Origin of the sequence: Paenibacillus sp. ClWae2A (assembly GCF_032452295.1) — a bacterium.
Taxonomy (GTDB): domain Bacteria; phylum Bacillota; class Bacilli; order Paenibacillales; family Paenibacillaceae; genus Paenibacillus.
On the sequence record NZ_JAULSQ010000012.1, the window covers coordinates 52,343 to 76,061 of the forward strand.

18 protein-coding genes are annotated in these 23,719 nt (G+C 49.3%); 1 reads left to right on the plus strand and 17 read right to left on the minus strand.

Annotated elements, in window-relative coordinates; all coding sequences use genetic code 11:
- Positions 1 to 90 precede the first annotated feature (90 nt).
- Positions 91 to 948, plus strand: coding sequence for a hypothetical protein (locus tag QVE09_RS25290; protein WP_315939048.1), 858 nt, complete (start codon positions 91 to 93; stop codon positions 946 to 948).
- A gap of 106 nt (positions 949 to 1,054) precedes the next feature.
- Here QVE09_RS25290 and QVE09_RS25295 read toward each other — a convergent pair whose 3' ends face one another.
- The 17 genes from QVE09_RS25295 to QVE09_RS25375 form a co-directional block, all read right to left on the minus strand.
- A complete protein-coding gene (locus QVE09_RS25295) occupies positions 1,055 to 1,483 on the minus strand; it encodes a VOC family protein (RefSeq protein ID WP_315939124.1) in 429 nt (142 codons plus the stop codon).
- Between the two features lie 167 nt (positions 1,484 to 1,650).
- Positions 1,651 to 2,022 (minus strand): hypothetical protein, encoded by a 372-nt coding sequence (locus QVE09_RS25300; RefSeq protein ID WP_315939049.1) that lies wholly within the window; start codon positions 2,020 to 2,022, stop codon positions 1,651 to 1,653.
- Positions 2,023 to 2,106: 84 nt separating this feature from the next.
- On the minus strand, positions 2,107 to 2,334 hold the full coding sequence (locus QVE09_RS25305) for a hypothetical protein (RefSeq protein WP_017691180.1): 228 nt from the start codon (positions 2,332 to 2,334) through the stop codon (positions 2,107 to 2,109).
- Positions 2,335 to 2,522: 188 nt separating this feature from the next.
- A complete protein-coding gene (locus QVE09_RS25310) occupies positions 2,523 to 3,395 on the minus strand; it encodes a sugar phosphate isomerase/epimerase family protein (protein ID WP_315939050.1) in 873 nt (290 codons plus the stop codon).
- A 12-nt stretch (positions 3,396 to 3,407) separates the two neighbouring features.
- Complete coding sequence (locus QVE09_RS25315) at positions 3,408 to 4,283, minus strand: sugar phosphate isomerase/epimerase family protein (RefSeq protein WP_315939051.1); 876 nt, start codon at positions 4,281 to 4,283, stop codon at positions 3,408 to 3,410.
- 17 nt (positions 4,284 to 4,300) lie between these two features.
- A complete protein-coding gene (locus QVE09_RS25320) occupies positions 4,301 to 7,432 on the minus strand; it encodes an alpha-mannosidase (protein WP_315939052.1) in 3,132 nt (1,043 codons plus the stop codon).
- Positions 7,429 to 9,741, minus strand: a complete 2,313-nt coding sequence (locus QVE09_RS25325; RefSeq protein ID WP_315939053.1) for a glycoside hydrolase family 3 N-terminal domain-containing protein — start codon at positions 9,739 to 9,741, stop codon at positions 7,429 to 7,431. Before QVE09_RS25325 ends, QVE09_RS25320 begins: the two co-directional genes overlap by 4 nt.
- A gap of 45 nt (positions 9,742 to 9,786) precedes the next feature.
- Complete coding sequence (locus QVE09_RS25330) at positions 9,787 to 12,006, minus strand: helix-turn-helix domain-containing protein (RefSeq protein WP_315939054.1); 2,220 nt, start codon at positions 12,004 to 12,006, stop codon at positions 9,787 to 9,789.
- Between the two features lie 175 nt (positions 12,007 to 12,181).
- Complete coding sequence (locus tag QVE09_RS25335) at positions 12,182 to 13,819, minus strand: type 2 periplasmic-binding domain-containing protein (protein ID WP_083679689.1); 1,638 nt, start codon at positions 13,817 to 13,819, stop codon at positions 12,182 to 12,184.
- 129 nt (positions 13,820 to 13,948) lie between these two features.
- Complete coding sequence (locus QVE09_RS25340; RefSeq protein ID WP_315939055.1) at positions 13,949 to 14,857, minus strand: carbohydrate ABC transporter permease; 909 nt, start codon at positions 14,855 to 14,857, stop codon at positions 13,949 to 13,951.
- Between the two features lie 15 nt (positions 14,858 to 14,872).
- The gene (locus QVE09_RS25345) at positions 14,873 to 15,850 is read right to left on the minus strand and encodes an ABC transporter permease (RefSeq protein ID WP_074093076.1); all 978 of its coding nucleotides are present in this window, start codon (positions 15,848 to 15,850) and stop codon (positions 14,873 to 14,875) included.
- A gap of 314 nt (positions 15,851 to 16,164) precedes the next feature.
- The gene (locus tag QVE09_RS25350) at positions 16,165 to 17,577 is read right to left on the minus strand and encodes an alpha-L-fucosidase (protein WP_315939056.1); all 1,413 of its coding nucleotides are present in this window, start codon (positions 17,575 to 17,577) and stop codon (positions 16,165 to 16,167) included.
- Positions 17,578 to 18,211: 634 nt separating this feature from the next.
- The gene (locus QVE09_RS25355; RefSeq protein WP_315939057.1) at positions 18,212 to 19,270 is read right to left on the minus strand and encodes a Gfo/Idh/MocA family protein; all 1,059 of its coding nucleotides are present in this window, start codon (positions 19,268 to 19,270) and stop codon (positions 18,212 to 18,214) included.
- A gap of 256 nt (positions 19,271 to 19,526) precedes the next feature.
- Positions 19,527 to 20,393: a sugar phosphate isomerase/epimerase family protein gene (locus tag QVE09_RS25360; RefSeq protein WP_315939058.1), complete on the minus strand. Its 867-nt coding sequence runs from the start codon at positions 20,391 to 20,393 to the stop codon at positions 19,527 to 19,529.
- A gap of 105 nt (positions 20,394 to 20,498) precedes the next feature.
- Positions 20,499 to 22,256 carry a glycoside hydrolase family 35 protein gene (locus QVE09_RS25365; RefSeq protein ID WP_315939059.1) on the minus strand — a complete coding sequence of 586 codons (1,758 nt, stop codon included), beginning with the start codon at positions 22,254 to 22,256 and terminating at the stop codon, positions 20,499 to 20,501.
- Position 22,257: 1 nt separating this feature from the next.
- Positions 22,258 to 22,983, minus strand: a complete 726-nt coding sequence (locus QVE09_RS25370; RefSeq protein WP_315939060.1) for a galactose-binding domain-containing protein — start codon at positions 22,981 to 22,983, stop codon at positions 22,258 to 22,260.
- Positions 22,984 to 22,992: 9 nt separating this feature from the next.
- Positions 22,993 to 23,718, minus strand: a complete 726-nt coding sequence (locus QVE09_RS25375; protein ID WP_315939061.1) for an alpha-L-fucosidase — start codon at positions 23,716 to 23,718, stop codon at positions 22,993 to 22,995.
- Position 23,719 lies beyond the last annotated feature (1 nt).

Below are 23,719 nucleotides of genomic sequence, written 5' to 3' on the forward strand. Positions count from 1 at the left end.
GGATTTATGCAAAATGCCCATTTGTGATACACTGGTTGTAATTTGGAAACGATGAACATGAAGAATGGATTGGAAGGGCGGAAATTCCATATGACATACGCGTTTATGATTGAACCGCAAGATTTTATTGCGCTGGATAACGAAGATGAGCTGATTGAGAAATGTCAGGAGTGGGGCTTGCTTTCTGGTAAAGCGACCAAACTCAAAACGTTCTATTATAAAGGAAATGGATTAAACATGCCGTGCACCATCATTGGATATGTCGATCACATGGCAGCCGTTATTCAACTGGATAATGGACAAAAGCATTGCATTCACCCGTCGTATCTAAAGGAAATGCAAGCGTCCAGTTACAACGCAAGAAGCATAGGCACAGCCGGATTAGATCGTATCACAGAATCGACAACTTCAGATACAGTCGCACCAGACGTTCCTGCTGATATCACTCCAACTCCAGATGCCCTGGTTAACCAGGATGAAATCCCTGCGGATCTGGATGATTCGGATGACACAGACACAGATGAATTCTCCTCGGGGCTGAAGGGTGATCCGGATGGGTTAGTAGAAGAGTATGTTGGACCTCAGTCTGGGGCAGCCAGTGAAGCCAAACCCAAAACCAAAACAGCGAGCAAAGCCAAGACCGTTAAGATTGATCTGCCCGAAGGTAAAGTGAAGATGAGTGCCGTTGTCAAAGAGTTCACCACCGTACCAAATCACTTCTCTGACAATGACGATGAAGTCATCATCTATGAAGCAGTTACCATTACGGAGCCAGACGTCATCGATGTTGGGGAAGCCTGGTCGAGCCACAGTGCCACCGTTAAGAAACAAGAACTGGAAGTGGGAGATGTCATCACGTTTGAGGCAAAAATTATCAAGAAGAAACTGACACGTAACCCGGTTCCCTATAAAATCAACAACCCTTCCAAGATTCAGAAGGAAGGTTAATCAAGGAAAATTAATCACGAGTCATTACAAAAAAACCTCCAAGACTGCCTGAAGCAGATCGCGGAGGTTTTGCCATTTGTAGGCTATATTAGCGAAGAGTACGTTCTTAAGCTTGTCCAGGCGTAGCATTAATCTGAAAATGTACGCCGAATTTGTCGACAACCGTGCCGTAGGCTGGACTCCAGAACGTCTCTTGTATCGCCATTTCCACTACGCCGCCATCTTCCAGTTGGCCGAAAATTGCTTTGGCTTCATCCACAGTATCCGTGTTCACAGTAATACTAACATGATTACCTATGGTGTACGGCATGCCTGGAAATGTGTCGGACAACATTAATACTGAGCTGCCAATCTGCAAAGAAGCATGCATAATACGGTCTTTTGCTTCTGGCGGGATGGGGTGATTCGGGTCAGATGGACCGTCACCAAATGTTTGAAGCGCGAGCACTTCGGCTCCAAATGCCTTTTGATAAAAATCTACCGCTTCACGTCCATTACCATCTGTTATCAGATACACATTCAAGCTGATCGACATGCGTTCTTCATCTCCTTGGGCTCTTGTAATTATACGATTCACGCCACTTGCGACATGAGTATATATGAACAGGTTGTCCTTTGACAAGCGTATATTTCTCCACTCATCTCTGCGGACCGTTACACGATTAGGGTTACCAACATATTCTTAATCCATCCCTCTCTCCACTAGTTCTTTCGCTTGCGTATATCATAGAGAGCTGTGATCAGAACACCCGGAACCAGTGCTGCAAAACTGGCATAGATCAGACACCATTTCAACAAGGTAAATACCGGAGTGAGTTCAGCAAGCACAGGCGTACGTTCAGGATAACGATACATGATCAGAGACGCACCTATATTTTCAAGCATGTCCATAGCCCAACCTAAGACCGGAATCAGATTCACCCAGCGCCAGCGACTCTTTACCGGAAGCACGCGATAGAGTATCGATAACAGAACGACCAATAGAAATAAATAGGCTACGGGCCATATGAGATCAAATGCGAATCGTGCCTGAATATAGGCGCTCCGCCCCGCTTCGCCATACTGCTCAGCCATCTGATCGAGATCATTTGCAGTGTAAAAAAAAAGACCACTCTCCCGAATCCTGTCGGTAAAATGGTTGTGTTCAATCCTATGAAGTTATCGAGCTTGAACGATGTTATCTATTTCACTTTTCAATAAGAGGTATCGGTGAACACTTCTCATGATCGGGACCTTCGTTAGTTTGTTCTTGTCCACGTACAGTTTCATCTGGTCTTTGGTCAAACCAAGCAAACTTCCAGCTTCCGATACCGTCAACACTACCTCTGGGTTCGTAGCATTAAACGTCCTCTTTACTTTCTGATTCCAGTCCTCGAATACCTGCATAGATCAGTGACATCTCCTATCCATAGCCAGTTATTATCAGGCTGAATATATCCATTATACCACACTTGTGCTGCTCGTAACTTAATCCTTGCGCAGAACCATATTCTGATAGGCTTTTTCACTTGCTGTAACATGAGAAAAAGAGCCACGTCTGAACGTGGCCCTTGATGATCTCTCTATGATATTCGTTACGCCTCTTCCCAGAAGCGGCGCAGGTTGTCCATGGCGATTTTGGATGCGGATTTGCATTCCTCCATGCCTTCGAACTCCACCGTAATGTTGCCATCATAGCCGGAGTCTTTGATCAGCTTTACAATTTTGCGGATCGGAATATCCCCTTGCCCAACGATGGCCCCACGCAAGAAGTTGCCGTAGGCTGTCGTGAACCACTCACCCTCACCCGGATGCTCATCATAAGGACGGAAGTAGAAATCTTTGAAGTGGACCAGAGAAGCGTACGGCAGATTTTTCATGACGCCGATGATCGGATTCTCATCCACGCACATAAAGTTGCCAATATCGAGTGTTGTTCTGAAGTTCGGGCGATCCACAGCATGCAGAACACGCTGCACCCGATCACTCGCCTGCACGCTGAAGCCGTGATTCTCAATAGTTGTGGTGATTCCAAACTGCGCGGCATAGTCCGCAATGATCTGGCTTCCCCTCACCATCAGCGGCAGATGTTCCTCGAACCAGGCAATCGTCATCTTCTCCTTTGGCAGGGTAAACGCCGTGACGTCATGCCGTAGATGTTTTACACCCATCCGATGTACGACATCCACATGCCTTTTGACCCGAGCCATCTCTTCTGCAAACGCCTCTTCCGTCTCCTGCACGAAATTCGCTGGCATCGAGTAGTTGGACAGTTCAATACCCGCAGTCGCTGCCCGTTCCCGAATCGCATCCGCCAGATCGTGATTATCCTCCACGGTATAACCGTAAGGCACCATCTCCATATGCTCCCCGCCGTTTGCCGCAATCCAGTCGATCACATCCAGCACCGTCATCTCACCGGAATTCAAATCGTTCAACAAACTATACGTGCTCAGGCCCACTTTCATCTGCTCAGCTCCCTATCGATATTGTTGGATAAATTGAACCGCCTTACGAATGTCCTGCTCCGGCTGATTGCCTACCTCACGTTCAATCGTCAGATAACCGGTGTAACCAATCTCCTGAAGTGCTGCAAAGTATCCGTCAAAATCAACGCCACCCTCGCCCAGCGGCACCTCACGGAAGAACGTTCCGGACGAGACCATCTCGGCAATCTTTTCGTGATCCATAGGCGCATAACCGACCGCTCCGTATACGTCTCGTGGGTCAACTTCCTTCAGCCGCACACCATCCTTCACATGGGTATGTACGATGTAATCCTTAAGCAGATGAACGCCCCGCGCCGGATCATCTCCGGTCACCATCACCATATTCGCCGGGTCAAAATTCACTGATACTCCGTTGGTCGACAACGTATCCAGGAATCCTTTTAAGTCAGCTGCCGTTTCCGGTCCTGTTTCAATGGCAAAGTATGCGCCCACGCTTTTGGCGTATTGGCCCAACTCCTCACAGGCAGCGTGTAGCGTAGCATAAACTTCCGATGAAGGGTCATGTGGAACAATGCCGATATGTGTGGTGACGATGTTGGTGCCCAGATCGAGGGCCAGATCCACGATCCGCTTGGACTTCTCTACTTTCCACGGATTATCTTCCTTGACCTGAAACCCGTGTCCACCCAGATCGCCAACCAATGCTGAAATTTCAAGACCCAGCGAATCAATGTAACTCTTCAGCTCTTTGCGCGCCGCAGGCGTCAAATTTTCAGGGTCCATCTCTCCCTTGACGGCATAGATCTGCACACCTTCTGCACCTACGTCTTTGGCCTTGTTTAACCCTTCCCGTACACCTACGCCAAAGCTATCCACGATGACACCAATCTTATTCGTTAATTTCATGTCATACCTCCTGAAGATTACATAATTGGATTCATTGGAACAAGTTTCACCGACTTAATCTCATACGGTTTGAAGGTCAGTTCGAATGTGCCGTTTGGACAAAGCAAAGGTTGGATCTCATCCTCTAACAGATTAATGATGGATGCCTTGATTTCCTTCTCAGTCCACTGAACCTGCACCGTTTCCCGACCTCCTGAGGATTCGTAGAAACGCAGCACCGTTCCCGAGCCGTCTTCTGCAGGCTTGATTGCATCCAGAATGACATGTTCACTGTGGAACTGAACCCAAGCGTGTTCAGCTGGCAAGTGACCCGAAGACGGGTTCGCTGCCACAACCTCCATCGAATGATTCAGCTCCATCGCTCGGCGAACGACAGCGGCTTGTCGCCAATCGCCCTGATGGGGCAGGATCGAATACGTAAATTTATGATCGCCTTGATCGGCATGTTCATCCGGCCATTTCGGGGCACGAAGCAGGGACAGGCGGATCGTACGATCCTTGATGTCGTATCCGTACTTGCAATCATTCAGCAAACTCACACCGCTGTTGCCCTCCGAGATATCCGCCCAGCGATGTCCACAGACCTCGAACTGCGCCTGCTCCCAACTGGTGTTGTTATGGGTTGGACGCTCCAACGCTCCAAACGGGATTTCATAGGCTGCTTTGGCTGCCACCAGATCCACCGGAAATGCCACCTTGAGCAGCTTATGACTCTCATTCCAGTTCACTTTTGTATGGAAGTCAACACGCCGCTGGTGACGATGCAAAATGATATCCTGGCTGATCTCCGATTGATTCAGCTTCCAGACAAAACACAGTACATCTCGCGTAGCCCCGTGCTGTACAATCTCTCTGGAGATCAACTGCACCGCACCTGCTCGCTGGGATTCAAACCGTGGATCGATATCCCAGGCATCCCAGTACGTCGGTTTGTCGTGGAAAAACTGCCACTCATTCGCCCGATCACCGGGCTTCAGCCAGTCGCGTCCTACCGTTTTGTCATACCATCGGGTGATCTCTCCCAAGTCATTGAACTCAAGGGTATAGAATTCGGTTTCCCATGTGGACGGGAAGCGTCCTTCTTCCCTTACTGGAAGGATAACATCCGATGCCTCGCGCAGCCATATGGTTGTATACCCAAAAGCAGGAATCGATGGAACATGCACGAGCAGCGTGTACTTGTCTTCCTTTTGCACCAGATCAACAGCCAGACGGTTTCCATGACGATCAAATGCAGCCATCCCGGCGAGGTGGGCATCGCCTGTAATGGTGATATTTTCTCCACGTTCCCAGCCGAGGCTGTTGAATATAATGTAGGGCAGACCATCGACTTCATCTGTTGCAATGTTCTCCGCAAGGCTATCCAGCGTTTCCCGCAGTGCGGATGTACCTAATGCAAATACCTTCGTGTACTCCTCGGTGGACGTTACGTATACTTCAGGAATCGACGTTCCCGGAATAATGTCATGGAATTGGTTGAGCATGATCAGCTTCCATCCCTCATCTAGGTCATTCTTCGTGTGTGCGGCGCAAGCTCCGGCAAATTGCCCCCAGATCTCCGCTTCCCGGTACAATACCTCTGCCTTACGGTTGCTACGTTTGTTCCTTGCATGGGTCGTATAGGTTCCGCGATGCAGCTCCAGGTACAAGTCCCCGTGCCACTTTGGCAACGTCGGGTTATTTAACGATATATCTTCAAAAAAAGCACCTGCTGTGCTGAATTTGCTGATTGGCTGCCCCACCATCAAGTGGGATCGCTCCGCAAACTCCACCATTTCATTCGTCACGCCGCCACCACCATCGCCATGTCCGTAAAGCAACATTTGCTCAGGGTGCACATCCTTTTGTTTAAATGATTGCCAATGTTCATCCACATCTTTGGGACGCGTATGCTCATTCACTCCATGGTTCAGATACGCCAGCACCGAAGTACCATCAATGCCTACCCAGTCGAAGAGGTCATAAGGGAACGCATTAGTATCATTCCAATTCAGCTTGGTGGTCATAAAATAAGGAATATCCGCAAGCTTCAGCATCTGCGGTAAGGAAGCACAGTAGCCGAATGTATCGGGCAACCACTCAATGTTGGATCGTTTGCCAAACTCCGCCTGGTAGAAGTTCTGTCCATACAGAATCTGCCGAACCAACGACTCGCCACTCGGAATATTCAGATCCGGCTCCACCCACATGCCTCCAACCAACTCCCAGCGGCCTTCAGCTATTCGCGCTTTTACTCGCTCGTACAGCTCCGGGTAATGATCCTTAACGAAAGCATACAACTGCGGCTGGCTCTGGGAATACACAAAATCCGGGTACGTGTCCATCAACGTACACATGGTCGAGAACGTGCGACTGGACTTGCGAACCGTCTCACGTACAGGCCACAGCCAGGCAATATCAATGTGGGATTGTCCAACCAGATGCATGAAGCCACTTCGATATTCCTCCGGGTCTTCCTGCTGTACCGACTGTACTAATCCATGTTCGAAGTTCTGTATCCATGCTGCATCCGTCCAGCGGTCCGGTTCATTGTACATCTCATCCATCACCTGGTGAATGACCTGAACAAGTGCCATCCGCTTGGGCTCCTTCTCGTTATATGCCCGGAGCGACTCAGCGAGTACCGTCACGCTGTACATCAGGCTCTGCAGTGGCTGATTAATATGAACCAATGCTGCCCGAATGCCCTGAATAGGCAGCTGAATAACAGCTTGTCGGTTGAGTGGATCATGCGGCTCTGGAATCGGATCGTAGAGTTCAATCTCCAACTGCGGCGTATTGCCTACCCGACTTCGCGGAAGGGGTACGAATCCGTGATTTCGATCCAGCCCGTGATAAGGTATGCCATTCACCTTCAGCAGCCCTTCCCCTCCGGCCTCGAAGATCAGCCCAACGGCCTGATCTTGCCATTCACCTGGAATATCCACACATTTGCTCAGAAAATACGTCGTGCCATGTACGCTGTTCAGCGGATTCAAGCTTTGCATGGCCTTGTCTGCCTGCTCATCTTTATTTTCATACCCCTGCTCGTACTCGTATTCCCCTGGCCGAATGTATCTGGCCCTCTGCATCTCCCACGCCGGAAGCTCGATCGTATCCAGCCATTGCCGCTGCTTCAGATCTTCGATGAATCGTTGAATTCGAATCATACCTCCACCCCCACTTTCTGGATATGCAGACTGCAAGCGGTCCAGTCAGCCGAATTGCGGCCAACCATGAGCCTGAATTCACCCGGTTCCACGACAGACTGGAGACGGGAGTCGACCAGTGCGAGATGTTCTTTTTGCACAGGGAATGTAACGGTCTGGGTCTGTCCTGGCTCCAGATGAATTTTACGAAAACCTTTCAGTGACATTTCAGCCCGCGTGACCGAAGCCGATAGATCGGTGATATACAACTGCACAACCTCACTTCCCGCAACCGCGCCAGTATTCGTGACTTCAACCATCACCTGAGCTTCATCTTCCGGGCCGATGACTTCTGGCATTACTCTTACATTCTCGTATTTGAATTCGGTGTAGCTCAGTCCATATCCGAACGGATACTGCGGCGCAAGATCCATCTCCAAATACCGCTTGCCACGAGTGCGTTTGGCATGATAGTAGACCGGAAGTTGCCCAACATGCTTGGGAATGGAGACGGTAAGGCGGCCAGATGGATTGACATCACCGAACAGTATATCTGCGATGGCGTTACCACCTTGCTGCCCAGGGTACCACGCTTCCACAATGGCATGGACATGCTCATCAATCCAAGGTTCAGCAATGGGGCGACCGTTAATATAGACCACAATAACGGGTTTCCCTAGCTTATGTACCTCCTGCACCAGCTCCAATTGAACACCCATGAGATTCAGGGATGCCCGGTCAATACCCTCGCCACACTCCATGTCGTTCCATGGATCATCGGTTACCACAGACGCACCTGTCCGCAAGTCGATCGTACCTTCACCAAAATCGCGGGCGCTGGAACCACCCATCACCATCACGATGACATCGGCCTGTTCCGCACAGTCGAGCGCTTGTGCAAAGCCCTCTCTGGAATCGCCTTTAATCCGGCAGCCGGGTGCGTACAGCACCTGACCCGAATCCGCACCAAGCTTGCGCGTAATGCCATCCAGTACGGTGACGATCTGCTCTCTCGGCTGTGGCGAGGTATAGTCCCCGAGCTGGTTATAGATATGGTTCGCGTTCGGACCAATGACAGCTAGCTTTGTACCTGTTTTGGCAAGCGGAAGAGTATTTCCCTCATTTTTCAGTAAAACAATCCCCTCTTGTGCAACTTCCCTCGCCAGCTGTGTATGGTCTTCACATCCGATGACCTGTTCTGCAAAGTCAGGATCAACGAAAGGCTTTTCAAATAACCCAAGTCTGAATTTCATCTCCAGCACCCGCCGCACAGCCAAGTCCAGATCCTTCTCTTCGATTAATCCCTGCTCCAACGCCTGACCGAGATGTTTGCGGTACATATACCCCGACATTTCCATGTCTACCCCTGCCTGAAGGGACTGCGCTACGGCCTGTTCCCCGTTCTCGGCGGTGTTATGTCCATGGACCAGCATCTGAATGGCGCCAAAATCAGTAATCACAAACCCATCAAAACCCCACTGCTCACGCAGAAGGTCATTCAGCAGATACGTACTGGACGTGCAAGGTACGCCATCTATCTCGTTATACGCGGTCATGACAGAGCATGCTCCGGCTTCCACTGCTTTTTTGAACGGCAACAGATCTATTTCATGCAATTCACGTAATCCCATATGCACAGGTGCTGCATTACGCCCGCCCTCTGAGCTGCCATAAGCCGCAAAATGCTTGAGTGTCGCGACAATCGTCTGGTTGGAATCGAGGCGATCACCCTGTAGTCCCTTCATCGCTTCTACTGCGAGTTCACTAATCAAGTAGGGATCTTCGGCAAAACACTCCTCCGTCCGCCCCCATCTCGGGTCACGCACCACATCAAGCACTGGAGAGTAGGTTGCCGCTCCTCCCTGACTCCGGGTCTCCACAGCGATAGCTTCACACATCCTGCGATATAACTCCATGTTCCACGTGCTGCCTACTGTTAAAGGTACAGGAAACACAGTTGCTCCAATCGCCATATGTCCATGGGAACACTCTTCTCCGAACAAAATGGGAATGCCCAGCCGAGAATGCTCCATGGCATACTGCTGAATGACATTTGTCGCGACGGCTCCCTGCCGTGGGGACAGCCCCGTCTCAAGTGTCACTTCGGTCCATGGATCGGCACGAAGTACACCATACAGAGAGCCGACACCACCCTGTTCCATGTCCGCTTTGAACTCTTCCGTCACCTGTACTGTACCATCAGCTGCTTTATCATACGTCTTCCATCCCATCGGCTGAATGAGTTGTCCAATCTTCTCTGCCGTTGTCATCCGTCCGATCAGATCCTGAACCCGTTCCTGAATGGGAAGCGAAGCATCTTTATAGTCCATATGCACATTCTCCTTATGCGTTCGGAATTAGTTAGGCGCATGCACTCACATGGCTTTGCGGTAGTCACTTGGTGCCACACCCACCACGTTTTTGAAAGCCCGGTTGAAGGAATTATAGTTCGTGTATCCCACTTCTTCACTGATCTCCTGAATAGCCTTATCCGTCTCCTGCATGAGCAATTTGGCTTTTTCGATGCGATGACTAATGAGCAGATCCACAAACTTCTCCCCAATCTCATCCTTGAAAAGCTTACTCAAATACTTCGGATTAATATCGAATAGATCACTAAGGTAGTTCAGTGACAGATCAGGATTGTTGTAATGCTCTTCGATGTATTTGCGAATCTCCAAAATATTCGATCTGTGTTTTCGGGAACAATGCAGCGTCTGCATCTGCAGCGCCAGTTCCCTGAACCCTTCCCAGCACAGCTCACGCAGATCGTTTAACGTCTCCCAGCCCTCAAGCCTCGGAAGCAGTGGAGTGAATATAGCAGCCCATGACTCCTGGTACTCCCGTGGAAGTTCGGCGAATTCCCGATTGTAATGTTGAAATAACAATTGGATCGTATTCATAATCTCCTGACGGGACAGAACGGACTCACTAATCTGTTCAAACAGTCTTTCAAAATGTTTTTCCCAGATATCGTCCGACAAGCGCATTGCCTGCACAAGCAGTGAGATGGTCTTCAGAAACTCATACACATCATTGGTCGAATTCGGTACATCGCTACACGGAATGATGCGATTCATCCCCAGTACAGCCTTGTACTCCAGCGCGTGCACAGCTTCTTTCAATGAAGCTCTCAGCCCCCGAATATCGACAGCAACCCGACCAACACCGATGGTCACGGTGAAGTTCAGATACTGATCGATTCTGTCCAGATAACCAGCAAGCAATCGATACTCAGTCTCCTCGGCCTGTTCCATTTCCGGAATCCAGAGGATGGCGTACAGACGCTGATCGGAGATCCATTCAGCCCATACTTCCGTTCCTTCATGACGCGCACTCTCCTGCAGGATACTGGATAACACAAATTTCAAGAGGGATTGGTCCTGATCATGATACTCCGTCACAAATGCATCATACCGATCCATTTCAACTACCATGACGGCCCAATGATGCTCCAGCTCAGGCAGTTTGAACTTCTTCATCTCCACTGTCAGCTCCGTGCTCGTAAAGTCTCGTGTGCCTTCAAGCAACTCCTGAAAGAACATCCTTTTCTGCAAAATCAGATTCTCTTCATGCTCCTCCTGATATTGTCTCGTCTGATCAATCATGCGTTCTAGCGTGGTATGGATGAAACGGAATTCGTTCTCTTTGCCATAATTCAGTCCGGATTGCTTCTGCGAAGAGACGGTCTGAATTAACGTGACAATCTGCTGAATCGGCTTGTAGTTTCTGCGGGTCACATAGATCACCCACACCACGCCAATCAGCACAACCACTACAGCAAAGGCAAACCAGATATTATAAAATTGCAGAGCCCATTTGACGATTTTGCCGTTATTGAGACCTGTCTGCACCTTCCAACCGCTATAACTCGACGTAAATTCAGAGAAAACTTCTCCCGACGTAGTTTTAGTGGAGGCTGTAACCCCTTCGGGCATGCTGCTATCCCACAGATTGCCGCCTGAACGGTTGAAGATGTTCACAAACGTGAATTCCGGATCATACATCTGCATAATGGATTTTCTCAGGGTACTCAGGTCCACGTTTGTCACCACAAGTCCTTTGCCGTTTCCTACACTTCGCACAATCGTAATCACCTGTTCCGTCGCTTGTGAAGGAAAAGCCTTGAATGCTCGTGCTCCTGCCCACTTCTGTTCATCCCTTGACCGGCTGTCTGCAATAAATTCTGCATCCGGGAACTCTTCAATCGGAACAGCCTTCCCGTTACTGAAGACCGTGCCATCTCCATAACGAACGAGATAAATCGAATCAATCACCGGATACTCTATTTTCAATTCATCAACCACCTGGACCGCCTGAATGCCGGCATACACATCATCGCTGCCAGATACCGAGAAATAATTCTTCAAGTTAGGGTTGGTCAAAATCTCACGCAGTACCTTGAAGTCGATGGAGCGCAGGGAGTTGTCCAGATATTGCGTGACCTGTGATGCAAGGAATTCATTGGCCTTGAGCGCTTCTCTACGATTCTGTTCATTGAATACTTGAAAGAAAATAAAGAATAGAATGGTCGTCACAATAAAGAAAACAGGCAGATACGATAACAGCAAACGCCTAAACCAATTGTTGTTCATCTCCGAGATCCCCCCACCATTACTGTTCATGCTGAATGACGACAAACATCTGTGCTGATCGCTAATTTTCCATAAATATTCAGTACATTATATCGGATGACGTGGGGTTGTCATAGGAGAAGACCGTCCCGGTCACGGGTGACAGACGGGACAGTCTCTATATTGAATCCTTCAATTATTGATTCTTCTCAATGGCACGCTGGTAGATCTCAAGGTAATTACTCAGTCCAAGGCCATCGAAGCCTTTGACATACGAATCCCATTCCTTATCAATGCTCTTGCTACCAATAATGAACTGTGCCATATTCGTCTGCACATAATCCTTGATCGCGGTAGTCAGTTGTGCAGCTGATTCCGTATCCTCTGGACGGATAAATACGTTCGCAGGGTATACTTCTTTGGGTGCATAGGGTTCATACACATTGGTAGCTTGAGCCAGACGTGTACCATATCCCTCTGCTTCTAGAGGATTCTGTCCTTCCGCAAACAGATTACGGAACGTGTTGGACAAGTCATGTGCTCCGATCTGTGACCAACTCTCGTTCACAACAACGTTCGGATCACGCTCAGGCAGGTTGTAGTAGCTGTATTTGGCCGGCTCGCCATTGATGTTTTTCTCATCGGCATCTGCCTTCTTCCAGCCCTTGCCTTCAGTTGGTCCATACTCTGCGTACAGCGCACCTTCTTCACTGAACATGTAGTCTACAATTTTGATAGCGGCAATCTGCTGTGCTTCTGTCGCCTTGTTGGTGATGGCAAACTCAAACTCACCTACGCTCTGCGTGGCGCCTGTCGTCTGCACTCCATCTGGTCCTTTCAATGGAGGAACGATCTCCCAGTGCTGGTGACGGGTGATGTCTTTGTCATAGGTATTCACGAGATAACTGACCAGCGCCGTCGTAATGGAGCCGACTACTTCATCGCCTTCCTTGTTCCCCAGCTGTCCAATCGCCTGATCATTCTGTGTAAAGGAAGCCGGATCAATCAGGCCATCAGCATAGAGCTTGTTCATGTACTCCAGCCCTTTCTTCCAGCCTTCCTGATTGGCGGCAAAACTCACCTTGCCATCGTTCACGATCAGGTATTTGTCGTTGTCATTGTATATAAAACTATTCATCAGGTAGGCATCAATGTTGCCATTCCATACATACTTGTTCGGTGCGCCCGTAAGTGGAATCTCATCCGCTTTCCCGTTACCATTCGGATCTTGTGTCTTAAACGCCTTCAAAACGGTATACAGTTCATCTGTAGTGGTTGGCATTTTCAGACCCAGATTATCGAGCCACTCCGTGTTGATCCAGTATTTCTGTGCATACGTACAGTGGTAACATTCATTGAAGATCGGCAGCGCATAGATGTTGCCATCCGGTGCCGTGATGGCTTCTTTGAAGTATGGCTTCTCTTCCATAATCTTGGTCAGATTCGGACCATACTCCTTAATCAGATCCTGTAGCGGAAGGAACACGCCCTGTTTTCCATAGGTTTGAAGGTCTGAGGTGGTGAACTTGCCGTGAAGAAACACTTCGGGATAATCACCACTAGCCAGCAGCAATTGTCTGCGATCCTGCAAGGCGTCCGTTGGGGCCAGATCCCATTTTAGGGTAACGTCGAACTTGTCTTCGATAAATTGGGTAAATTCATTCTCTTCCATAGACGCTTTGCCTTGCGGAGCAAAGAGGGTCATGGTTACAGGACCACCGCTCTCCCCGCTACCGTCGCTACTTCCACCCGATTCCTCGGATGAACTGCATGCGGACAACAAAGCCATCGAAGCAAAGACCAGAAACAACATCGAAATCCAAGATTTTCTCAATCTGACTCCTCCTTTTTGTTTATAACGGCAAATTATTGACTTGTACTGCACGTGTATAAAATCGACCCCGGAAGCTGGCGTGTTCCTTCCACCTCCTTTCAAGAGGCAACCGGGCTTAATTCACAAGGATTAACCTTTAAGGGAACCCACCATGACCCCTTTGACAAAATGCTTCTGTACAAATGGATACATGATCAGAATTGGAATACTCGCGACAACGATCAGTGCATATTTCAACACCTGCTCAAACCCTTGGTCCCGTATCTGTTGGCTGGTATTGGCGAGCATCGCCGGATCAGCCGCGTTCAGGATAAGCAGATTGCGAAGCACGTATTGTAGAGGGAACAATTTCTCGGAACGCAGGTAGATCAATGCATCAAAGTACGCATTCCAGTGACCTACGGCATACATGAGTGTCATGACTGCCAGAATGGGCTTTGATAAGGGAAGAACTACGCTGATCAGATACCGGATATCCCGGCAACCGTCCATTTCCGCGGCCTCCCCGAGTTCTTCCGGGATGGAAGATTGGAAGAACGTTCTCGCCACGATGACCTGGAATACTGCGAGCGCCCCGGGCAGCCACATCGCCCAGCGTGTATCGAGCAGGTGCAAATCCTTCATCAAGAGGTAGGTGGGAATCAGACCGCCATCAAAGAACATCGTGATCATCATGAAAATAATGATGGCCCCTCGTCCATAGAACGATTTGCGTGACAAAGGATACGCCAGCATGACGGTCAGCACCACGTTAATGAACGTGCCCACCACGGTATAGATGATCGTGTTATAGAAACCGAGCATAAGCTGTTGGCTTTTGAAAATGGAGATGTACGCCTTGATGTTAAAGTCGACCGGGAACAGCCACACCTGACCGGATGTCACGGCTCGTGAAGAGCTGAACGAAGAACTGATGATATACAAGAGCGGATAAAACACCGTTAGCAGTATGGCGAACAGAAAGATATAGTTGAATGTCATGAAAATGCGGTCACCGAGCGGGTCCTTGATCCGGTTACGATTAATCAGGTTGAACATGGATAAGCTCCTCCTTTACCACAAGCTGTTCTGGGATACTTTACGCGATATGCCGTTGACGATAACCAGCAGGATCAGATTGATAATGGAGTTGAAGAACCCTACTGCCGAGGAGAAGCTGAAATTCGCTCCGATCAGACCTACCTTGTACACATACGTGGAGATGACCTCCGAAGCGCTTGTGTTGAGCGGATTCTGCATCAGGTATATTTTCTCGAAGCCCACGCCCATAATGCTGCCCAGACTCAGAATCAGCATGATAACGGTGACTGGAACGAGCGACGGGAGATCGATGTGCCATATTTTCCGAAGCCTTGATGCGCCGTCCATCTTTGCTGCTTCATAGAGAGATGGATCAACACCAGCAAGAGCTGCGATATATATAATTGATGAATATCCCATGCCCTGCCACACTCCGGACCAGACATAGATCGATTTGAAGTATTCCGGGATGCCCATGAAGTTGGTCATCGGGAAGCCGAGTAGTGTGAACAGCTTGTCTACCACGCCCACATGCGGGGAGAGCATCAGAATGATAATGGATACCATAACAACCGTTGAGATAAAATGCGGAGCGTAAGTGACCATCTGCACGGTCTTCTTGAAGTAACCCGTTCGAATCTCATTCAGCGCCAGGGCCAGCAGGATGGGAATAGGGAAACCGGCGATTAAGGAATAGAAGCTAATGCCTATCGTGTTCTTAATCAGTAGCCAGAAGTTTGGAGATTGGAAGAAGGCTTCAAAATGTTTGAATCCAACCCAAGGGCTTCCCCAGATTCCTTTGACCACACTGAAGTCCTTGAAGGCGATCTGTACACCCACCATAGGAATGTACTTGAAGATCAACAGATACAACACCGGGGGCAGCACGAGCAGGTAGAGCTCCCAGTGTTTCTTGAGGCTTTTGATGAATGGATGCTGCCGCTTGGGCTCCACATGTTTCCTCTGTTGGAGTTCCATCTTGGCGGGTATGCTTTCCGTAGCTCGACTCATTTGCGTCACTCCTTCTACACCTCAAGTGTAATAATACATTACATTTACATCCCTTAAACATCCTTTTTTCTGTTCGCGCTTCCTTCTCAAACACAAACCATGTAAACATTCATATCAGGTAGCGCTTTCTTGATTTGATAGTACATTGCCCGATAAACTTTTATCAATTTGCAATTTTCTCCGACTCCTCTTTATTCCACAAACCCTTGTGTGACAAGCGATTTCGAGCCGTTTCTATTGGGAATTGTGTCCCTTATGTATGAATAAAAAAATCCCGGAGGTGGTTATATCTCCCCCGGAATTGACATGGCATTCTATGCGCTTGTGATCAATCTGAACGTATGTGTGATCGGCGCTTCATTGGTTGTAGCGGATTGGGGCAGATCCACAAGAAGTCCGTCTTCTGTCTGCTCATACGAAAGTACGTCATCGCTACCGACGAGTTCCATCCGCTCTACCTTTTCCAGATAAGGAATGACCAACTGTGGTTGTACGGTCTCATTCTCGTTTCGGTATAAACGGAAGGCATATACGGTGTTGATCTCTTCTTTCTGGGTGAAAGCCCAGTCCTTCGTAAAATATGGCCCGCAGATCCGGGTTCCATAGACGCCTTCTCCATGAGCACCCAACCATTCACCGAGGCCCTTAATGCCTCGAATTGCCCCTTTTGGGAGACGCCCATCGGGTTGTGGTCCTACATTCAGCGCCAGGTTACCACCCTTGGACACGACTTCGAGCAGAATATGTGCCAGCTGTCTTCCTGTTTTATACTGATCATCGAATCCAAAAGCAAAGGAGTTCCCCACGGTAATACAGCTCTCCCATGGAATGTTCATCGGATGTTCCGGTATGGTCTGCTCGGGGGTAACGATATTTTCATAGGGCCCACCCACGGTGCGATCTGCGGACAGAAGCCAAGGTTGTGTGGTCTGACGCGCCCGTTCCACGACTTCTCCAAGCCTGATATCCTGACCATGGCGACCTTCGCGCACCCAGCCGGCATCCAGCCACAGACATTCGATCCGCCCGTAATTCGTCAGCAGTTCCATGATCTGCTCATGTGTGAACTCTACGAATTTCTCCCACAGCCATGGATACTTATGGGGATCATACGAAGGGCCGCGCCACATATGCCGTCCGCGCTCCATGCCCGGTGCCCAGTAATACGGGGTATGCCAGTCCGCTTTGGAGAAATACGCTGAGATGCCAAGCCCTTTGGCCCGAAAAGCGTCAAATAGCGATCGACAGATGTCCGCATACTTATGGGTATGAAAAGGCGTGTCCTTGCCCGTAATCCGGTAATCCGTCGTTTTGGTATCCCACATGCAGAAACCGTCATGGTGCTTGGTAGTGAACAGGAAGTATTTGAACCCGTTATCTGCCGCCATTTGTGCCCATTCCTCAGGCTGGAAACGAATCGGATTGAAGGTTTTGTTAAGCTCGAAATATTCTCGCTTGAAGTCTTCCATGTCATCCGTCCAGTCGATGTCATCACGCGACCAATCGCCGTCCTCATCGCTCAGCGCCCAGGATTCCACGAGGCCAAGCTGGGAATACGGCCCCCAGTGCATCATCAGCCCCAGCTTCTGATCCTTGAACCATTCCAGCCGCTCATTCAGCAGCGGATCCTCCGGTTTGATCCATTCATCCTCTTTGCTAAAATTGTGCACCCCGGCTTCGACGATCTGCTCTTCCTGCTCCAGTACGGTTTCTTTGGTTTCGCTCATCCTGTTTCATCTCCTCTGGATTAGATGTCATACGCTGAAAACATAGGTTTACACTCGGCCACTGCGCGGTCAGAATAATCTTCCGATCGCTGTTATCCCCAGATTTTTTTGATTATTTCCCTAAAGGGAAAATCCGGGGATAAAGGCGAGCGCTTCGCTTCTTCAGATTTCTTCTGCCCTCTCCGTTATCGTGTAAACGTTTAATTCAACTAAGAAGGACATCGTAAATCCTGTCATTTTTAGCGTGGTAGGATCTTCCTAAGCTTTAGCTCGCCGCTTCCGATTAGTTCTGTGTTCTCCGTTTTGGCGTAAACGCTAGTTTAACTATTAAGGGGCGTAGTAACTACGTTATTTCGAGTGCGGTGCCATCTTCAATTACTGTGAAATCCCTTATTCCCATATAGCGTGTGTCAGGTTCCTTAGATTTCGGCTAGCGCTTCGAATCCTTGAATAAGACGCCTCAGATTCGTTAGCACTCGCTCCCTACTCTGCTCCAACGGCGAGCGGGAAGGACAACTCCGAGTCCCGCCCCGAGCGGAGCTTTCATTGAAAAGGAGCAAAGTGCTCATAACTTTTAATGCCACGGGAGTAGTAAAGTATCAACGTAGAGCATCCCCTTAATGCAATGCCCCATTTACAGTGTGATTTCTCGGCCTTGGCGAGCTGATTCGTAGATGGCACAGAGCATTTTCATGACCTCGACGCCGTCTTCGACGGGGCTAAGTGTTTCTTTGCGACCCTGCGTACTGTCGATAAAATGGTTGATTTCATTGCGGAATGAGCCCATAAAGTCGAATGATTTGAAATCTACCTGTGGAGTCATGTTCAAAATGGTGTTGAATTTCTCACCGATGATCGAAATTTCCGGCTCCAACTCGGCACCGCCCTTGTCACCATATAGTTTGACCGAAGTCTCATCTGCTTTGGCATGAAGTGTAAAACTAACATCTACGAGCAGGCTCGCACCGTTCTCGAAACGAATCAGAGCGTTCGCCATGTCCTCAACGGTGTTCTGCTTCGCATCATAGTCCGCTGCTTTGTAGAACGACAGATTGTTAATGTTCGAGCGGTTCCCCAAACGGTCGGATACGTTAGCGGAGACAGATTTCACCTTCGGTCTGCCCATCAGATACCAGCAAATGTCAATCACATGCACCCCGATATCGATCAGTGGGCCACCGCCGGAGCGGTTAATATCCGAGAACCAGCCACCCGGATTGCCCAGACGCCGTAGACTGGAGGCTTTGGCATAATAAATCTCGCCCAGTTCACCCTCGTCAATAAACTTCTTCAGAATCTGTGCATTGTCGCTATAGCGGCGAACAAAACCGACTTGCAGCAACTTTCCGCTGCGATGAACGGCCTTCTCTACCTCGAGGGCATCCTCCACCGTTTGACAGAGTGGTTTCTCACATAACACGTTTTTGCCCGCGTCCAGAGCAGCAATGCTAATCTCGGCATGGGAGTCGTTCCATGTACAAATGCTGACGGAATGAATCTCGGGCAGTGTGAGCAATTCTTTGTAATCGGTAAACACATGAGGTGCATCATATTGCTTCGCCACTTCTGCGGCACGTGCTTCATTCAGGTCGCAGATGGCATATATTTCAACGTCAGGATTACTGGCATAGGCTTGCAAATGGCAATCGGATATTGATCCGGCACCGATGACGGCGACTTTCAATTTGGACATAGTGCTGATTCCCTCCATAAATAAAATAATTGACGTCCAGCGGATAGACGTTCCGGTTGCGAATCGTTCTTCTGATCGCTCTTATCCCCAGATTTCTTTAATCCCCTTCTTTCAAAGGGGAAATCCGGTGATAAAGACGAACACTTCGTTTCTTCAGAATCGATTTCGCCCCCTCCACTACTTTTCCTGACTGAATTAACTTTCCGTTTGAGCCATACGTAACTATTCATATTTCATTTAAAACAAGTACTCAGCCCTATGCCTCTTCCCATAGGCGGCGGACGTTATCCATAGCAATGCGTGAGGCCGTTTTGCAATCTTCCATGCCTTCAAATTCAACCGAGATATATCCGTCATACCCGGATTGTTTCAACACACGGAACACCTCAGGCATGTCGATATCGCCATGGCCCACAATGGCACCGCGGAGGTAATTGCCATGCGAGGTTTGGAACCAGCCTTCACCGGGGTTCCGGTAGGAAGGTCTCCAGTAGAAGTCTTTGGCGTGCACGATCGACGCGTACGGAATGTTATTTTTCACGGCAATCACCGAATCTTCGTCCACACAGAGGAAATTGCCTACATCCAGCGTAGTCTTGAAGTTTTCCCGCGACGTTTCATGTAGCAAACGCTGAATTCGCTCGCTCGACTGCACGTAGTATCCATGGTTCTCCACGCTTGTTGTGATTCCAAAATCCGCTGCATAATCGGCTATCCGCTGACAGGCTTTCACCAGTACCGGCAGGTCGATCTCGAACTGTGCTACAGTTCCCTCTGGTGCAGGGCGGAAAGCCACGTCATGACGCATCAGCTTCACGCCGAGCGCAGCAGCCACATCCACATGTCGCATCACATTCTGGATCTCTTGCTCCAACGCTTCGGCGTCCTCCTGAACAACAAAGTTAGCGCCGATGGCATAATTGGAAATGTCGATCCCGACCTCTTTTGCCACAGCTTTGATCTCATCAATCAACTCCGGATTATCGATCAGACTGAATCCCATTGGAACAATCTCCACATGTTCTCCGCCCTGATCGGCGATCCAACGAATGGCATCTGGTACGGTTAATTCTTTGCGATCCAATACTTGTTGCAGACTGTAGGTGCTGAGTCCAACTTTCATTTTTCCTCATCCTCTCATGTAGTCGATGTCCATACCCAACGTATACCTTTTTCCGGCAGACACGACAATTCCCAATAATCGTTTGGCTCACCTATTTTCCTTTTCCTAGCCCAAATCTGGTGTATCCACAAGCGTTACGGCCTGATCATCCGTCCGATGTAGTTCGAATACGATGATTTCATTCTTACCTTCGTGAAGGAGCGGAGCAGGTACATACAATGTTTTTTGCGGTCCTTTATTCCAGTAGCGCCCCAGATTGAATCCGTTTACAAATACAACCCCCTTGGTCCAGCTATCCAATCTCAGAAAAGTATCTCTGACATCCGTAATCTGAAGACTTCCCCTATAAAAGGTTGGCCCCTGTGCTTCGCTAATCACATCATTGAATTGTAAACCGGACAGATCAGTTAATGGCAGACAATGAATCCTCCAATCATATAAAAATTGAAAGCCATGTCGCACCCCCTCCGTAATGCCCTTTGGATCTCTCAGGTACGGGCCATAGTTGATTCGCCCCATATTTTCAACAAGGATCAATAGAACTGCGCCCTCTGGCGGTACTTCAAACGAAATCGATACTGCTGTATTCCCCCGTTCCAGCACGCCCTGAAATTGACCATCAACAAACACAAGCGCACGGTCACGCACCTCCTGAACCACCAGTTCCTGTCGCTCCCTGGGCCCGGATATTCGGGTTTGATAACAAATAAATCCATAATCCTGACCCAGCTTCTCCATCGGTTCCGGATTCGTGCGTTGCAACGGGGCTGATATCCTGTCCAATTGTGTAAGTAATGACGCCTGCTGGTTCAACTCCACTCGCCCATAGGCGAGGGTCCCCTTCGATTCTGGCAGCACAAGCTCACCCAGATCTTCGTTGTGATACCGAGCAATAAGATCACGTACGGCATGAAATTTCGCTGTCGGCTCCCCGGATTCACTAAGCAGTGAATCGTAGTCGTAACTTGTAATGGTGGGTTCATACTGATCCTTCTGCTGACAGTTCGCCCCGTTATAAAATCCAAAGTTCGTTCCACCGTGGAACATATAAAAGTTAACCGAAGCTCCTGCTCGAAGCATCTCTTCAAACACACCAGCCACATCTGCGGCTTCTCGGGTATGATGCGACTCACCCCAGTGGTCGAACCAGCCGTTCCAATACTCCATGCACATCAAAGGTTCTTCTGCCTGATATTCACGCAGCTTGGCAAACGCTCCCTTCGTCCCTGATCCAAAATTGACTGTAACCAGATGCCCCGGCACTGATCCCGCTTGCAGCATGTGGTCTGTCGGTCCGTCCGAGGTAAATAACAACACATCCATACCGCGTTCTACCATGCCCTCACGTAAATATCGTAGGTAAATGGCGTCGTTCCCGAAGCTGCCGTACTCATTTTCAATTTGCATTGCGATAATCGGCCCACCATGGGTGCTAAGAAGGGGCTTCAATTTGGGCAAAAGCACATCATAATAACGATCCACATTCGCCAGAAATTTTGCATCATTACACCGCAGACGAATCTCGTCATCAGCAAGCAGCCAGGCAGGTAATCCGCCAAACTCCCACTCAGCACATATATAAGGACTTGGACGAACAATCACATGTAGACCCACATCTCCCGCAATGCGAATAAAACGTTCGAGATCAGCCATGCCATCAAAACAATACTGCCCCGGCTGTGGCTCATGAACATTCCACGGCACATACGTTTCCACTGTATTGAAACCGCAGGCTTTCAGCTTGAGTAGCCGATCCTCCCAATAGTCGGGGACCACTCTGAAATAATGGATGGCACCCGACAAAATCCGAATTGGATCGCCGTCATACAGAAACTGTGAACCTTTATACGTCAGCACCGCCATGTTACATCCCTCCCCGCTCGCTCAGATATATGCCTAACCCGGACAACGTAGGATACCATCTCGATTCATGAATGGTTACTCGCATCCTTCTCGATGTGACCTGTGGGAAACAGCAAATTCGCTTGTAGCCCACCACTGTCCCCTTGTAAAACTCTTCCCAGCCCCCATCTGCTCTCTGCAACTCCAGTGTAAAACGCTCAATCCGTTGACCTGTCTGGATATGTTCCATCAGCACCACCCGGTCAAATGAATGTTCCTCCTGCAAATCCAGCTCGATCCAAGCCTGCTCGGTTCCTTCGTGTGGACACCAATACGTATCCCGCCGTTCCGTCAGCACTTCTGATACGGCATGTTGTTCATCCATCGTCTCCGATGTTTTTACCAGCGCCTGCAAGGCGAAATTTTCCTGAAAAATGGTACGCAGCGAATCTCCCAATTCCTGTAGTCGCTCGACATCCGTTTCGTGAATGAGACCACGCGTATCCGGTGGCAGATTGAGTAAAAAGGTGGCGTTGCCCCCAACTGCGCCGTAATAGACGGCGAGCAATTCTTCCAATGTTTTGACCTGATCATCTTCACTGGCATGATAGAACCATCCCGGGCGAATCGAGGTATTCACCTCGGCTGGGTACCAGATCAGTCGGTCACCTTGGGAACGAATAACCTCTCGGCTTCCCAAATCACTGTCCTGCGTATTGATCCTTGTGGCGAACTCACCATCATCCACCTGTTGCGATTACTCCTGAATCTTCTCATTATCCTGCATATGCGCGGGCACAACGCTCCATTCCGATTCCCGCGTATGCCCCGCTTCATTGCCACACCAGCGAACATCCGGGCCACATACCGAGATAACAGCTTCGGGCTGGAGTTCACGAATAAGCGCATAATAGGCGTCCCAGTCATAGACCTGCCTTTTGCCATTTGGACCCTCACCACATGCACCATCGAACCATACACAGAAGATGTCGCCATAATTCGTGAGCAGCTCGCGCAACTGATGGAGGAAAAACTCGTTATATCTCTCGGAATCTCCATAAGTGGCTTCATGCCGATCCCAAGGAGACAGGTACACGCCAAACTTCAATCCACCCTCACGGCAGGCATCGGCGACTTCCCGAACCAAATCCCCCGCACCATTCCTCCACGGACTAGCCGCGACCGTATGCGCTGTAAACTGACTGGGCCACAAACAAAATCCATCATGATGCTTACATGTCAAAATAAGCCCCTTCATCCCCGCAGCCATGCACGCCTGCACCCATTGCATTGCGCTCAGTTCAGAAGGATTGAAAATCGCCGGGTCTTCCTCCCCAGTGCCCCATTCCTGATCCGTAAATGTATTTACCGTAAAATGAATAAACGCGTAGAACTCCATCTCCTGCCATCTCAGCTGGCGTTCGGATGGGTTAACCTGTGCTGCGGACTTAATCCATTCGGCTGGTTGCAGTTCATAATTCATG